The sequence below is a fragment of the Mucilaginibacter flavidus genome, from assembly GCF_024055575.1.
In the GTDB taxonomy this organism is placed as follows: domain Bacteria; phylum Bacteroidota; class Bacteroidia; order Sphingobacteriales; family Sphingobacteriaceae; genus Mucilaginibacter; species Mucilaginibacter flavidus.
In genome coordinates, this window is sequence record NZ_JAMXOE010000006.1 from 1 (window position 1) to 15,486 (window position 15,486).

The following is a 15,486-nucleotide window of genomic DNA, read 5'->3' on the forward strand; positions in this document are numbered from 1 at the left end:
CGGATAGTTTCGGGCTTTGTTTTGTTGTGCAAACTCACCCACATGGCATTGCCTGATCTGCTTCCTGTTCGTCAGGCCAGAGATTTACCGCCGGCTTCCTTCAGATTCCTCCTCGCGAAGGACACCCTTGCCTTGGGTTAACGCTTCCCACTATCAAGGCGCGTTCGGGACTTCCACCCTATAGTTTGCGCCCGTGCCGGGCGCACACAAAAGAGCCAATTGAAATAAATCTCAATTGGCTCTTTATATGTAACCGTAGTTAGACTAAGTGCCTAAGCCCGGCAATTCTATATAAAATATAGTTCCTTTGTCTACATTATTCTCGAACCAAATTTTGCCGTTGTGCAGCTCGATTATTTTTTTGGATATGGAAAGGCCCAGTCCAAAAGGCTGTTCGCCGTGTGTGCCGTTTCTTTTCGCCGGTGTAAACATTTCAAAGACCACTTCCTTTTGCTCTGGTGCAATACCCATCCCATTATCGGCAACCCAGATAAGTACCAGGTGATTATTTTCTTTTATGCCCACCTTAATCGTACTGTTTGAGTAGCTGAATTTAATGGCATTAACAATCAGGTTATTGACAACCCGCCATATTTTCTCGTGGTTAATTTCAGCCAAAACAGGCTTGTTATCATTTTCAAAAACAATTTGCTGGTTCTTCTCCTTTGCCCTAAACTGTAATAGTTCTACTGAGTCGTAAAGCAAGGAGCGCAAATCAAATTGCTGTTTTACTAATATTTCGTTATCGTCCTCAAGGCCCGATTTCAGCAACTCGTTTATCATTTCCATGGAATGGAGGCCAGTAGTTTCAATCAGTTTCAGCATGTACTTGCTGTCGTCCGAGAATTCTTCTTCGTCCATCAGCACACTGGCCAGCCCGGTTATACCCGAAAGCGGGTTACGCAGGTCGTGCGCCATTACTCTCATAATGCGCAGGTAGTTTTTATTTACACGCTCCAATTCCTCAAGCGATTGTTGCAACTGCCTGTTGTGCTGTGTAAGCACCGTCAGGTTTCCTTTAGAGTTCTTAAGTGTTCGGCTTATCATCAAAATATAGAATATGGTTAAGGTATATGATCGGTTTGAATGTTTTATATCAGCGTAAATTACCGGGTTAAACGGAAAACTTTGTGAAAGGGTTGTATTTTTTTATTGAATAAGCACACTATAATGATCAATGGCTTTTTATCATCCAATATTACCATGTATATTAACGCCGTAAACCGTTTCGCTGATTATGAAAAGCCTAAATAATATTTGCGCAGCCCTGCTGCTTTTTTTGCTAACAATCTGGTGTGAAAACACTAATGCCCAGGAGGTGCAAGCCGGTAAAAATTTCAGAGTGATCGGTTACCTGCCAGCCTTTGGGATGCGTATTGGTGGTAATGTTAATTTTGATTTTGGGCGGATAAATTACCTTAATATCGCATTTGTCAATCCGGATTCCACTGGTAATTTCAATGTTTCACCCGCGATAAGTACAATTGTTAACGCGGCCCATGCAAAACATACAAAGGTGTTGATATCCATAGGCGGTGGTTCGGCTCCGGCTTATTATTCAAAGTTACTGTCAGACACGCTGCGTAATGTCTTAATAACCAATTTGGTAAACCTTGCTGTTAAATACAACTTGGATGGAATAGATGTTGACCTGGAGGGTGAACGCATTGACAATAACTACGAGGCTTTTGTGACCGGACTATCGGCGAGTTTAAAACCCAAAAGTAAATTAATTACGTCAGCTGTAGCCACGGCCTACAAATCGCGTTATACCGACAAATCACTGGCTGTTTATGATTTCATAAACATCATGTCGTACGACAAAACCGGGCCATGGCGACCGCAGGATGCAGGTCCGCACGCGCCTTATGACATGGCTGTGGCCGATTTGGATTACTGGACTAATACCCGCCATATTGCAAAAGATAAGCTGAGCCTCGGCTTGCCTTTTTATGGATATGGCTTTGGTACCGGTGCACCGACCGATATCAACTTTAAAAACCTGTTAATCCAATATCCGGGTGCCGAAAATACCGACCAGTTTACCGTACCCGGCGGTGGGGTAATTTACTATAACGGCATCACAACTATTAAAAACAAAACCACGCTTGCCCTGCAAAAGGCAGGTGGCATAATGATATGGCAATTATTGGGAGATGCCGAGGGAGATAAGTCGCTTTTAAACGTAATCAACAACACCATCAGCAGCGTTAAATAATTGTGATTTCAACAGTATTTTTTGAATAATTTTGAAATCCGGCGTATTAAACACATCTTTAATAACCCAATTTAACCGATAAATATATTGAAACGGCTAATTGCCATAACCTTGCTGTCATTACACCTGTTTAATATAGGCGGGTATTTAGCGCTATATCAATATTTTTCGTACAAATCCGACAAGTTTTTTAACGAGCAAACCAGCAAAAACAAATATAACATTCACGACCTTACCGAAATTAAAATACCGGTGGATATGCCAACCGTTACGGAATGGCCGACTTACGAGAATGTGAGCGGGCGCATACAATTTGAAGACGCCAGTTACAATTATGTAAAAATGAGGGTAACGCGTACAGCCATTTACCTGATGTGCGTACCGAATTATGAAACCACCCGTTTAGTTGGCCATAACGTTATTAGTGCAAAACATATAAAAGATATTCCTGTACCCAAAAAGGATCATGTACCATTTGGTAAAATAAACGCTATTGAAAAATTTCAGTTTAACTTTATACAGTTTGCTTTTATTGTACCCGCTAAAAGCTTAAAAACTTTCGCTATTCAGCCCGTTCAAAGGGTACAATCAAATTCCCGGGACATCCCGGAGCAACCGCCAAAATCTGCCTGTTAATTCCTGCATTTATTTTTTCCGGAAAGGCTGTTACTGCTGCCAGCAATTTATTGCGTTACTTTTTTGAGTTTATTTTCATCTGTCTTGTTAAAAGGCGCAAACTCTTACACCGCATTAATTTATCGCGCAGCCAAAATACTTAAACCGTCTTTCCGGCCATTTCTCAAATTCTATTTCCTTAAAAAGACTATGGCACACATACCAGTTGAAGCACATCTGCCGGGTATTACCGGCTTGTTAGAATATCGTAAAGACACTGCTCAGCCAATTCGCGAGCTTACCCAGATTTTATTGCGTGGACCATCCACACTTACCGAAGGCGAGCGCGAATTGATTGCCACGGTAGTATCAAACGGCAACAAATGCAAATTCTGTACTGCCGCCCATACCGCTGCAGCCGATTTATATTTAGGCGATAAAGAAACATGCGAAATGGTCAAAACCGATATCAGTTCAGCACCGGTTAGCGAAAAGATGAAAGCCCTGCTGATAATTGCTGATAAAGTGCGGGAAGGCGGCAAGTTAGTGACCACGGCGCATATTGAAAAAGCCAAAGCCGAAGGCGCAACCGACCTTGAGATACATGATACTGTTTTAATAGCCGCGCTTTTTTGCCTTTATAATAAATATGTTGATGGCCTGGGTACCGCACTGCCCGAGGAAGCCGGCTACTTTGATGTGCTGGCCGATCGCCTGATTAACCATGGTTACATGCGCTTGCCGCAAGGATACGATCATTTAAAGAAAACTAATTGAATACTGAATAAACAACTATAGATCAGGTTTTTAAAACCAAGGAATTTAATATTAAGCAAAATTCTTTATAACCTTAGAATACAAAAATGGAGACATTAACTATTGACGTAGCCGAAAAGGCACAAATAAAATCGATTACCCTTTTTACCTTGTTTGTGATCTGTTTTTTAATTACTGCATTCGGCGGGGTAGTTTCAACACTTATGTCAACTTATTTACCGGCTGTAGTAAAAGATATGCCGGGCGACAATACCGCGGAACAGCTAAATTACCTGAGCGGCCTTGTCAATTCCCTGTTTATTTTTGGCTGGGCAGCAGGTGGCTTTCTTTGGGGACTTATCAGCGACAAAATAGGCCGAAAAAAAGCAATTATACTGGCTACAGCCAGCTATGGATTGTTTACCATACTCACCGGTTTTATGACAGGCTGGGGCGGTATTATGGTTTGCCGTTTCATGAGCGGCTTTGGCGTAGGCGGCGATTTAGTTATTGTTTTTACCTTAATCAGCGAGGTTTGGCCACAAAAAAGCAAAGCTGTTTACATAGGTATTCTATCCATTTCGTTCCCGGTCGGCATATTTTCTACGGGCCTTACCCGGTACCTGGCGACGTCGTGGCGTGAGGCGTTTTATGCGGGTGGGGTTCCGATTTTACTGGCACTGCTTACGTATTTGTTTATTTCAGAATCAAGTATATGGGTAAAAGACCGGTCGGATGATTTAAGCAAGCCAGAAACGGTAAACCAGCTATTTTCGGCTACAAACCGCAAATCACTTTTCATTGGTTCGGTAATTTTTGGCGCCATGCTTATCGGTTTATGGGGCATATTTTCGTGGATGCCAACCTGGATACAGAGCCTGGTACAAGGCGATGGCAGTAAGCAGGCCGGTTTAAGTATGATGTTTTTAGGCATGGGCGGCTTGGGCGGCGGCTTTATCTCGGGCTGGGTAATGAATTTAATGGGACTGCGAAAATCGCTGATAGCTTGTTTTGCAGTATGTACTGCAATGGCTTTTCTATTGTTCAAAACCAATTCGACTTTTTCGCCGGTTATCTACGCGGAAATTGCTGCTCTGGCAGTGTTTTTTGGGATAAGTCAGGGAGTACTATCGGTTTACATTCCGCATTTGTTCCCTACAAGCGTGCGTGCTTCGGCTACGGGTATTTGTTTTAACGCCGGCAGATTACTTACGGCTACTGCTGTATTGTTTGTTGGGGTGCTGGTAATTACCTTAGGCGGATACGGTAACGCCTTATTTATATTCTCGCTGGTGTTTTTACCGGGATTATTTATTGTACTTTTTGTAAAGAATATACAACCGGGTGACCACCCTTGAAAAAAGATACAAGAGGTTAAGAGTCAAGAGCCAAGAGAGAGAAAACGCAGATATTAGCTGTTTCCAGGTTATCGCATGGGCCTTTTTATCTTGACTCTTGGTTCTTGATTTCTTGACTCTTGTCCTAAAATTTATATAAAAATTAAATAACATGGCACATATTAAACTTGATAATGAATTGCCCGGTATACGCGGGCTGATGGCTTACCGGCCGGAGATGGCCGAGCCTTTGAATGCATTGGCAGAAGTGCTTTTGCGGGATGATAACAATACGCTAACCCGAGGCGAACGGGAATTAATTGGGGCCTACGTATCGTACCTGAACGATTGCTTTTTTTGCCAGAATGTGCACGGTGCTTTGGCCGGGCATTACCTAAAATGCGATATTGATGAAGTTGAACAGATTAAACAGGACTTCCAATCGGCAGAAATATCGCCTAAAATCAAGGCGCTGCTGAGCATTGCCGGCAGTGTTCAAAAAGGAGGGAAGCAGGTTACCGCTGGCCAAATTGAAAACGCGAAAGGCGCCGGCGCAACCGATATTGAAATACACGATACGGTGCTGATTGCTGCCTCGTTTTGTATGTTTAACCGCTATGTTGACGGCCTGGGTACCTGGGCGCCACAGGATAAACAATTTTATGTTGAACGGGCGCCACGCAGGGCCGAAGAAGGGTATAAATCAAGCGTTTATCGCTAAAATAATAAAACAAAACCATGGCACACATAGCACTAAAAAACGAAGAACTGCCAGGCATAGTAGGCCTGCTAAATTTTAGGCCCGAAACCGCCCGGCCATTGCTTGACCTCGCGGAGACACTTTTACGCGGCCCTTCAGACCTTACCAGTGGCGAGCGCGAAATAATAGCAGCATCGGTTTCGTATTGGAACCAATGTCATTTTTGCCACACGTCGCATGCTGCCGCTGCTTGCGCACATCTTGGCGCCGGGCTTGGTTTTATTGACGAAATAAAAGCAGGCTTGCCAAATACCCCGGTTTCGAATAAGCTGCGGGCTTTGTTGCACATTGCTCACCAGGTGCAAAAAGGCGGTAAAAATGTGTCGGATGCTGATGTTGCCGCGGCCCGCGAAGCCGGTGCAAATGACAGCGAAATACACGATGCGGTGCTTATTGCCGCTGCCTTTTGCATGTTTAACCGCTATGTAGATGGCCTGGGCACCTGGGCGCCGCAGCCAAATGAAGCTTACAAGGAAATGGGTGAGCGGATGGCTTTTGTTGGGTACGGAAAATCGTAGGTTTTTAGAACCAAGAGCCACGAATCAAGAGCCAAGATAGAAATGCCGGCAGTTTTCTTGACTCTTGGCTCTTGGCTCTTTTTTAATATTATTTGATAAAACCCTGTAAATCTCTATATTCAGTTCGCCAATATTAACCTGATTTTTTAAATGAAAAATACTACAACAAGTCCTTGGATATTTTGGACAGGCTTTTGTTTACTGCTTATCCCCGGGCTGGTACATGCTTACCTGTTGATGCCTTTTCCGGGTAGCCAGGATCTTAATGCTATAACCGCGTCATACTATCTTGAAAAAATAGTGACCCCGTTGCGCATTGCCGGTGCTTTAATAGTGCTTTACTATATCATAAAATACTTTACAGGCAACTCCACCAAAAACAAGATTATAAAAGTTGCCTGCTTAGTGCTGTTTTTGGGAAGTTATTATGTGAGCGATGTGATGTACAAAGCTGAAAGCATGTTCGAAGAACCGAAAACTGTAAAGTTTGCCGATGCTGCCGGCAATCATGTGCCGGGCAATATGGTGATATTGGGAGTGGTAAATAATGGCGTGGCAAAGGCTTATCCACTTGTTTACCTGGGTTATCACCACAAAGTGCAGGACGATGTAGGCGGCGAACCGGTGTTAGTTACCTATTGTACCATGTGTCGTACCGGTCGCGTGTATAGCCCTGTCGTTAACGGCAAACGGCAGCAGTTCAGGTTAGTTGGAGCCAGGCATTATAACGCAATAATTGAGGATGAGTCCACAAAAACCTGGTGGTACCAGGCAACGGGTATAGCGGCAGTTGGGGCATTGAAAGGGACTCATTTAAAAGAACTGAATTACGAACAGTCGACCCTGGCATCGTGGCTGGAGAAATATCCTGGCTCGCTGATCTTGCAGCCCGACAATCACTTTAAGACGGATTACGCCGACCTGGAAAACTACGATAGGATACAAGCCATCGACCGTGACAGCACTGTAAAAAATAAAGACACTATATTAAGGAAAAGCTGGGTACTGGGTGTTATCATAAACAACCAGGCAAAGGCATACAACTGGCGTAAGCTGGTTAAAACAAAAGTAATAAACGATAATTTTGCCAACACTCCCACTATGATTGGCCTTGAAAATGATAGTCTTACATTTCACGCGTACAATCGTATGGTAAAAGGGCGCGAATTACATTTCAACCTTGACTCTGTTGGCAGGCTTACAGATAAAGAAACCGTATCAACGTGGAACTGGAACGGCTTGTGTACCGACGGCTTAAATAAAGGCATACAATTGGATAAAATACAGGCTTACCAGGAATACATGCACTCATGGAAACATTTTCACCCAAAAACACTGTTTGAATAGTACCAAGGCCAGCAGCAAGTAAATATAACAGAGCCCGGTAAGCTTAAAGTGACCGGGCTCTGTTACGAAATAGAAACCTGAATTTATTTCAATCCTTATCTGCGCAAATTTTCCCCTTACCTGCGCACTTATCACAAACCTCGTAATTAGGTATGCTGCGGGTGTGGCTGTTTGATACGCTTTCAATTTCGGTGTGCCTGTTGCCATGGCTGTCAATAGAATAGCTACCGGGCACGGTGTACGAATATGTTGTAACTATAGGCTTGCTTAAAACTTTACGCCCACCGCATTTAGGGCATACCTCGAAATTTTTGCAGGGTTTTTCGCCCGGCAAATCGCCGTAAACAATTATAGCGCCCCGGGGAAGGTTTGCGGGTAAGGTATAAACAGGCTCTGGTGCAATAACCTGGCCATGGTCAAGTCTTATAGCTGTACCCGCAGGGTTGTAATATAATCCGTCGAACATATCACCTTTGCTGTCCCAACTTCCGGTAAACCTGTAGCCGTTATTAAACCGGTAGGTGCCGTTAACAATTGCGTTTGCATAAAAATTTCCTTCGAGTATATCACCGTTGGCAAAGGCCATGGTGCCTTTTCCCTGCCTACGTTCATCTACAAAATTGCCGGTATAAACATTCCCGCTTGGAAATTTGAAGGTACCGAAGCCTGTTTCACAATCACCGTTGATGCAACCCGCATTTGTTCCTTTTATTTCTTTCCAGTCTGCTGCGTTCACTTTGGCCGGTCCGGCTGCCGATTTTACCCCTTTGCTGTAAAGCACCGCTTCGGTTTTGCCGCTTTTATAGGTTATAACGCCTTGCCCGTCCTCTACGCCGTTGCTGAATGAGCCTGTATAGGTGTAGTCGTCATACTTCATCGTTCCATGGCCATCGGGCTTGCCATTTTTAAACTCGCCATTGTAAACGCACCAGCCAAAATCGTAAACTCCTTTACCGGTGGTGCAATCGCCGCTTTTGCATTGGGCGCCGGCAAGCTTAACTGCAAACAATAAAACAAACAAACAATACAGCCGTGCCATCGTCATTAATTTTTTGTGCCCAATTCCTTTGCCTTTTGATTATCGGCATCAGACATTGCTATATTGCCTTTAAACTTGTAAACCGCCGAACGTAGCGAGTAATACATATAATTATCAGGGAAAAGTTTAAGCCCATCGTTTATTGCCGCTATTGCATCATCATAACGCTCCATATTGCTGTAGGCGGTAGCTTTTAGCAGGTAGCCATCGGCGTTTACTTTATCCATTGCTATTACCTTTTCGGCCGCGGCCAGGCCTTCGGCGTTTTTATCGGTTCCTAATAAAATTTTTGCATAAACAGTGTAATAACTTGCTATCCTGTTGTTTATGGAAATGGCTTTTTCGATATTTTGCTGGGCGGGCGGGTAATTGCGTTGTTTTTGATAAAGCTTAGCTAATTCATAGTAGGCATCGTCAAAATTTGCATCAATAGTTTTTGCCTGGTTATAATCTGCCATTGCCTTATCGGCAGCGCCTGTTTCAGCATAAAGAATACCCCGGTTAACCAAAGCATATTTCTGGTCTTTATTAAGTTCTATAGCTTTTGAATAGTCAGCCATAGCTTCGGCATTTTTACCAAGCTTGTGATTGGTTGAGCCTCGCATATTATAACCTTCGTCGTTATCGGGTATCATTTCTATAAACTTGTTGTAATCGGTAAGCGCATTCTCATAACGGCTTATCGAGGCAAAATCTTCAGCACGGCTTAGATAAGCAAAAGGAAAGTCAGGCTTCAATTGTATCGATTTGCTGTAGGCGCCGATTGCCAACTGTATTTTGTTCTGGTCGTCGAGGACATTGCCTTTAATAACATAAAGTATAAATACATCATCGTGTTTAGTAATGGCGGCGTCCATAATGGTAAGCGCTTCATCATCACGGCTAAGTGCCATAGCGGCTTTAGCTTTTGTAATATTCAGGTCGATATTATCGGGGGCAATGCCGAGACCGCGTGTAGCGACATCATAACCCTGTTGGGCTTTATTGCTGCGTAAATAAAGCTGGCTAAGCACGTTGATGGCGTTAACGTTTTTGCCATCGGCGGTAATGATTTTCTCAAATGCAGCAATTGCTTCGGGGTATTTGCCCTGTTTTGCAAGTTCCAGCGCCGCCTGTTCTTCAGGCGATTGGCAAAATGCTGTTATGGATAAAATAAGGCAGCTAATGGTGATAAGTATCTTTTTCATAACAGGTTTTTTTTTGACTGAATTAATCATAACAAAAATGGCTTTGATTATGGCGGCAGACAATAATACATATGTAGTATTTTGATGTGGTGATGGCGATTTTTATGGTAGAGAACGCAATATTTTGCACATTAAACAAGATAGGTTTACAATTACCCCGGAGGTTATACCTGGTTTAAATAACTCATCGTAAATTAATAAGAATATCGATAAAAAATATCAACTACAATCAGTTATTAATATCCGCTTAATACCTAAAAAGTATATCCCCCATTATGGGTGATATTTTGACGCTATTTTTTGTTGATTTTTAAACTGATATCCATATTTTTAGCAACGCACATTATCATTACCGCCGCTACCTTATTTTGATGAAACTAAACAGTTACTTAAACATGATAAATTTAAAAAGGGGATTATACATCATTGCCGTTTTTATAATTACCTCCTGCAACAATTTATCAAACAAAAGCAACATAAACCTGCCACCGGCATTTAAAGAACCGGTTATCCAGCCATTAAAGTTCAGCAAAACAAAAAAAATAAACTGGGATGCTATTGTAACTGCACATGTACAACCCCTGTTCCGCAACCTTGATTTTAACAAATTGCCCGCTGAAACTTATGATACGACTGATTATAAACCATTTTCGAAGCCGGTTGAGCAGGCGACATTAAATTTCAAAGCACTACCCACTAAAAACCTTGATATAGATTTACTGCCGGCAAAGCCGCTGAAATTTAAAACCTACATTTTACAGCCGCCTAAACTTATTAAACGGGGACCGCTTGCCCGGGTAAATTCATCGCAGCTTATTTACGATTTTGGCGATATCCCCGGCCCGCAGGGCAATTCGGTTTCGTGCCTTTATACAGATCATGATGGTTTTTTGTGGTTTGCAACCTTCCAGGGCGGCCTTTTCAGGTACGATGGCGAAAATTTGCAGCAGTATCTCCCAGGTCCGCTTGATTATAGTATCGATTGTATTTTACAGGATAAGCAGGGGCAAATCTGGATAAGTGAGTTTGGTGGTGGCATATCGGTACTGGATATTAAAAATGGCATCATTAAAAAAACTGGTGTGGCGCAGGGCTTGAATAGCGACAAGCCCAACCGGATGATGATGGATAACGAGCAACGGATATGGGTAACTTATAGCACCGGCGGCGTTGATATACTGGATACACAATTATCGATTGTAAAATTCCTGGGTAAAGAAAACGGATTATCAACCGCGCTGGGGACAGTATCGACGCTTGAGGACGACAAGGGAAGTATATGGATCAGTACGTTAGGCGGTGGCCTGAATATCGTCGACCCGGTTAATAAAAAGATAAAATATCTCGATAAAGCGCATGGGTTAAAATCAGATTCGCTGACATGGTTGGTAAATGATCGCACTAACCATGTTTGGGCGGGCTATGCAGATGGAGTATTAAGCGTATTGGGCAGTGCTGATAACACCATACACAACATAAGAGAGGCACAACTGCCAAAAACTTTTGCCACGTGTTTGTTTGTAAATGATGACGGCAAGGTTTGGTGCGGCACCAACAGCGGCTTGTATATTTTTGATTTAAACAAACGCCTGGTGCGAACCATTAAACAGCATGACGGTTTAAGCAACGCGCTTATCCTGCGGATGGATAAAGATAATAACGGGCATATATGGATAGCGACGAACGGTGGGTTGAATGCAATTAATATTCATAAAACCGTAACCGAACGCATAGGCAGCGTGGGGACGGCCAGCGTATTTGAAGACAAAAACGGGCTGATATGGCAGGGTACAAATGATGGGGTTTATATCGTGAACCGTAAAAACAAAACTATAAGGCATTTGTCCAAATTACAGGGGCTTTTTAATGATACTGTACAGACTATAAGAGAAATACAGGGCGAAGTATTTATTTGCACTAACAATGGCCTGGATATAATTGATTCGGCGCACACTTCAATAGCTCATTTTGGTACTGAAGAAGGGTTTACTAACAGGAAAATTTTATCGGCAGCTGCTGATAAAAAGAACAGGCTGTGGATAGGCGGCGACCAGGACGGGTTGGATGTACTTGACCTTGGTGATTTAAGCCTAAAGCATATTGGCAAAGCAAGGGGATTAAGCAACGGGCAAAATATTGATGATATTAAGCTTGATCAGCAGGGCAATATATGGGTATCTACGCGTATCGGCGGTATAAATGTTATTGACCCGGATACATGGACTATAAAGTCGATAAATGCCACTAACGGCGTGAAAATGCTGCAAGCCGACGATAGTGGCAATATGTGGATAGGAACGGCAAAAGGCATTTTAATAAATGCTGCGAAAGACAACGAGTTAATATCCTTTTCTACGCCGCAGGGTCTCGTAGATGAGCGGGTAATTTCACTGATAAACCGTAACGGCAAAATGTATGCAGGCACCAACAAGGGGGTTAGCGAAATAACTCCGCCCGGGGCGGGTGTAACCACCGGGGATGGCTGGAAAGTAAGGTCGTTTGGCGAAGCTAACGGTATTATAAAACGCGCTAGAGGCAATTGGCTGACTGACATAATAACGCGTGATAATTATTTTTGCATGGGCGATTCGGGGCTGATAATGTTGAATCTTTCGCGTAAAAGCGTAGCGGCGCCGCAAGTATACATCAGCGGGCTTAATGTTATGGACGAGCCAGGTGCTTTTATGAACAAAACCGCCTACGATGTAACGGGCAAAGACACACTTTGGCTTAATGAAGATGTATCGTATATCAGCGGTCAGCACCCGGAAACTACCGGGTACACTTCGCAAAGCGGGATAAGATGGGATAGCGTTAAAACACCTTATAACATACCGGTTAATTTGCACGCGCGGTACGACCAGAATTTTATCCAATTTCAGTTTAATACGTTAAACCTCGCCAAACATGATACTACCTGGTATAGGTACCGGTTGCTTGGTCTTGATAAGGATTGGAACCAACTCACCAATTCAACAGCCAGCAGGAACTATTTCAGCCTTGCACCCGGCGAATATACCTTTGAAGTATCAGGCAAAACAATTGACAGGGACTGGACAGCACCGGCACGGTTAAGCTTTACGATCGACCCGCCGTGGTGGCAAAAATGGTGGGCTTATTTAATTTACCTGGGAGTTTTTGCAGGGTTGGTATGGGGCTTCACTCATATACGGGCGCTGCAACTGGTTAAGGATAAACGCAGGCTGGAGCAAAAAATAACAGAACGCACCGAAGAGGTGATGCAACAAAAAGAGGAAATTGAAACCCAGCGCGATCACCTTGAAAAGATGGTGGATGAGCTGAAGGTGGCACAATCACAACTGGTTCAGAGTGAAAAACTGGCATCGTTAGGTGAATTGACCGCTGCTATTGCGCATGAAATTCAGAACCCGCTTAACTTTGTAAATAACTTCTCGGAAGTAAGTATCGAGATGCTGAACGAACTGAAAGAGGCACAACAAAAAGAAAACCGGGATTTGGAGGATGAAAAAGATCTGTTTGACACGCTGGAGCAAAACCTGGATAAAATACAATTTCATGGCAAACGTGCCGACGGCATTGTTAAAACCATGCTGCAACACTCGCGTAACAACAGCAGCGAACGTGAACCAATCGACATTAACGCATTGACAGATGAGTACATGAGGTTATCATACCATGGGCTGCGCGCTAAGGATAAGTCATTCAACGCAGGCATGCTGATGGACCAGGGCAATAAAATACCTAAGCTAAATATCGTTCCGCAGGAGGTTGGCAGGGTTATGCTAAATATATTTAATAATGCGTTTTACGCGGTCCATCAAAAAAGCAAGCTAAATATTCCCAAATACCAGCCGCAGGTAACGCTATCCACCCGCGCCGAAAAAGGGTTTGTGAGCATAACCGTTAAGGATAATGGCACAGGTATACCCGACAGTATAAAGGACAAAATAATGCAGCCCTTTTTTACCACCAAGCCAACTGGGGAAGGTACAGGGCTGGGCCTTTCATTAAGCCATGATATTATTGTGAAAGGTTATGGCGGCGATATACGTATTAACACCAAAGAAGGGGAGTTTACTGAGTTTACGGTGATGATACCGGTGTAGGTAGAATAAGACTAAAAATTTCCGCGATTTTTTAGATCCAAAAACATGGAACAGGTTAATTTAAAATAAATTACAGCACAGCGTACACAAGTGTCAAATTTTATCACGTTTGATTATCAGCAACTTACAAATGTCAGAAAATTAAAGTAATTGATAATCAGAACGTTCCATAGTGTTCGGGGTGTTCCGCATGTTCAAAAATGGAACGCTTTGCCGGAATGTATTCACTTTAAACGGTCTGCACCCAGTAAAAGCCTGCTAAATCTGTGGAAGGAATTCCCCGATAATTACTTAATTGTCTAATAATCAATATATTAAATATTGTTAAAAACTTAAATGGCTGATAATTAGTATGTTCCGTAGTGTTCGGGGTGTTCCGCGTGCAAAAATGGAACGCTTTGGAACACTTATGCTTCTTCCTTAAAATAAACCTTATAATAATTCATTGCCTTGCCATCATCAAAACCTTTCTCAATCAGGTCCTTATTGCCGTGGATGTAAATGTGGAAATTCTTATCCAGTTTTAGCACGCTTTTATAAACTTTAGCCTGCTTCTTAACGGCGTTGTCTGATATTTCGAAGGTATCGGAGATAGGGGTATCAAACTCCTGTTCGTATTGGTTCTTGAAGTTTTTGAACGATTCTATTGCCTGCGGGTTGCCGATTACTTCACCCGTAAACTCATCCATATCAAAAGTTTCTTTTTCCTTAAAATATTTCATGGAGCGATTTAGCAGGTCAATTTTATCCGCTTTGCTCATTTCAAACTCATCATCCAGTTTATTGGTGACAAAGTTTTTGTAAACGCCCAGCGCATTGCTGGTTTGGTTGTAGCTATCGTTGCGAATTTTTAGCTGCAGGAAATTGTCTTTCCAATATACAGCGGCATCACTGCTGCCATTGCCGTTTTTATCAATTACTACCACTTTATAGCCGTTCTCTTTTTCAATGTTGAAAATCAGCGCGCCTTTGTCAAGCTTGTTAATATTGATAGCATTTTCCTCGTAATCAACCTGGAAACCGCCTTTGTCAGGGTAAACTTTCAGGTAAGTCTCTTTATTTTCGGATTTGAAGATGCCTATACAATCCAGTGGGTTACCCTCAATCTGCACCTTGTTAAAGTAAACCACGTAAAGTTCGCCGCCTTTTATATTGGGATGCGTGGTTACCTTAAAAAGGAACTTGGCAATCAGCTCAGATGCTTCATGAAATTTTTCTTTTTGCTCGAATATCCTGGTAACAAAATGGTGGATTTCGTTTAGGGCAAGGTCGCCGCTGCTGTGGGTGAGATGGTAAACCTCGTTCGCTTTTTCAAATGGCTTTAGAAAATACTGCATCAAAAGGTTGGGGATAACGTCGTCCTTTAATTCGAGCGGGTTATCAGATAGCGAATACAACTCATTTATCGACGGGTTGCCGACATGATGTACAGAAATAGTATCGAGCGAAGCTTCAAAAAAGGTTACCATAATAGGGCGAAAGTAGCTTTTTTAGTTCATGGTTCATAGTTGATTGTTCATAGCCGGAAATCACATCGAAGCGTAAGAAAGCTGTTTTATTGCGAAAGAATGCTACCAAATGCCGAACTTTGCGCCCTGTTTATCCGCTTGCTTCGCCGCAA

At 42.9% G+C, this 15,486-nt stretch carries 12 protein-coding genes; 8 read left to right on the top strand and 4 right to left on the bottom strand.

Annotated features, from left to right (window positions below):
• Positions 1–264: 264 nt before the first annotated feature.
• Entirely contained in the window at positions 265–1,047 is a 783-nt protein-coding gene (locus NAF19_RS11490) for a sensor histidine kinase (protein ID WP_252790194.1), read from the bottom strand.
• A gap of 190 nt (positions 1,048–1,237) precedes the next feature.
• On the opposite strand from NAF19_RS11490, the gene NAF19_RS11495 reads away from it, so the two are divergent.
• The 7 genes from NAF19_RS11495 to NAF19_RS11525 all read left to right on the top strand — a co-directional run bounded on the left by NAF19_RS11495 (position 1,238) and on the right by NAF19_RS11525 (position 7,551).
• A complete protein-coding gene (locus tag NAF19_RS11495) occupies positions 1,238–2,218 on the top strand; it encodes a glycosyl hydrolase family 18 protein (protein WP_252790195.1) in 981 nt (326 codons plus the stop codon).
• 87 nt (positions 2,219–2,305) lie between these two features.
• Positions 2,306–2,854, top strand: a complete 549-nt coding sequence (locus tag NAF19_RS11500; protein WP_252790196.1) for a hypothetical protein — start codon at positions 2,306–2,308, stop codon at positions 2,852–2,854.
• A 189-nt stretch (positions 2,855–3,043) separates the two neighbouring features.
• On the top strand, positions 3,044–3,610 hold the full coding sequence (locus tag NAF19_RS11505; protein ID WP_252790197.1) for a carboxymuconolactone decarboxylase family protein: 567 nt from the start codon (positions 3,044–3,046) through the stop codon (positions 3,608–3,610).
• An 86-nt stretch (positions 3,611–3,696) separates the two neighbouring features.
• A complete protein-coding gene (locus NAF19_RS11510; protein WP_252790198.1) occupies positions 3,697–4,947 on the top strand; it encodes an MFS transporter in 1,251 nt (416 codons plus the stop codon).
• 151 nt (positions 4,948–5,098) lie between these two features.
• Complete coding sequence (locus tag NAF19_RS11515; protein WP_252790199.1) at positions 5,099–5,647, top strand: carboxymuconolactone decarboxylase family protein; 549 nt, start codon at positions 5,099–5,101, stop codon at positions 5,645–5,647.
• Between the two features lie 17 nt (positions 5,648–5,664).
• Entirely contained in the window at positions 5,665–6,204 is a 540-nt protein-coding gene (locus NAF19_RS11520; RefSeq protein ID WP_252790200.1) for a carboxymuconolactone decarboxylase family protein, read from the top strand.
• A gap of 150 nt (positions 6,205–6,354) precedes the next feature.
• Complete coding sequence (locus tag NAF19_RS11525; protein ID WP_252790201.1) at positions 6,355–7,551, top strand: DUF3179 domain-containing (seleno)protein; 1,197 nt, start codon at positions 6,355–6,357, stop codon at positions 7,549–7,551.
• A gap of 88 nt (positions 7,552–7,639) precedes the next feature.
• On the opposite strand, the gene NAF19_RS11530 is transcribed toward NAF19_RS11525, so the two are convergent.
• Together NAF19_RS11530 and NAF19_RS11535 are read right to left on the bottom strand one after the other, a co-directional pair.
• Positions 7,640–8,590 carry an MORN repeat-containing protein gene (locus tag NAF19_RS11530; protein WP_252790202.1) on the bottom strand — a complete coding sequence of 317 codons (951 nt, stop codon included), beginning with the start codon at positions 8,588–8,590 and terminating at the stop codon, positions 7,640–7,642.
• Between the two features lie 5 nt (positions 8,591–8,595).
• On the bottom strand, positions 8,596–9,777 hold the full coding sequence (locus NAF19_RS11535) for a tetratricopeptide repeat protein (protein ID WP_252790203.1): 1,182 nt from the start codon (positions 9,775–9,777) through the stop codon (positions 8,596–8,598).
• A 395-nt stretch (positions 9,778–10,172) separates the two neighbouring features.
• Here NAF19_RS11535 and NAF19_RS11540 point away from each other — a divergent pair, with 395 nt between their 5' ends.
• On the top strand, positions 10,173–13,865 hold the full coding sequence (locus NAF19_RS11540; RefSeq protein ID WP_252790204.1) for a two-component regulator propeller domain-containing protein: 3,693 nt from the start codon (positions 10,173–10,175) through the stop codon (positions 13,863–13,865).
• Positions 13,866–14,272: 407 nt separating this feature from the next.
• On the opposite strand, the gene NAF19_RS11545 is transcribed toward NAF19_RS11540, so the two are convergent.
• Positions 14,273–15,334, bottom strand: coding sequence for a nucleoid-associated protein (locus NAF19_RS11545; protein ID WP_252790205.1), 1,062 nt, complete (start codon positions 15,332–15,334; stop codon positions 14,273–14,275).
• Positions 15,335–15,486 lie beyond the last annotated feature (152 nt).